The following is a 258-nucleotide window of genomic DNA, read 5'->3' as shown; positions in this document are numbered from 1 at the left end:
CAGAATCAAAATCCCTAGAATAATAGCCATGATACCGCTAAATAGTACCCAACCCCAGTTTGGATCTCGACGCATTTCAAATGCTGCAATCACCTCCAATACACCCTCAATAAAAATGATAAATCCAAAAGCTAAGGTGAGAGAGAGTGCAGCACCAAAGATGTTGCTAATCAACAAAATCCCACCAATTACGTATAGAATACCAACTACTAGTGTTGTCCAGAAGCCTCGTTTGTGACGTGATTGAAATGCATGAAC

1 protein-coding gene is annotated in these 258 nt (G+C 40.3%); it reads right to left on the bottom strand.

Going from position 1 to position 258, the window contains the following annotated elements; genetic code table 11:
- The coding region (locus ACEYW6_RS36830) for an HdeD family acid-resistance protein (RefSeq protein WP_412983698.1) at positions 1-258 on the bottom strand (258 nt) is incomplete at both ends.

Source organism: Nostoc sp. UIC 10607 (assembly GCF_047228265.1).
Classification (GTDB): Bacteria; Cyanobacteriota; Cyanobacteriia; order Cyanobacteriales; family Nostocaceae; genus Nostoc; species Nostoc foliaceum_A.
The sequence above is the reverse complement of the archived record's forward strand: the minus strand, read 5'-3'. Positions and strand labels throughout refer to the sequence as shown.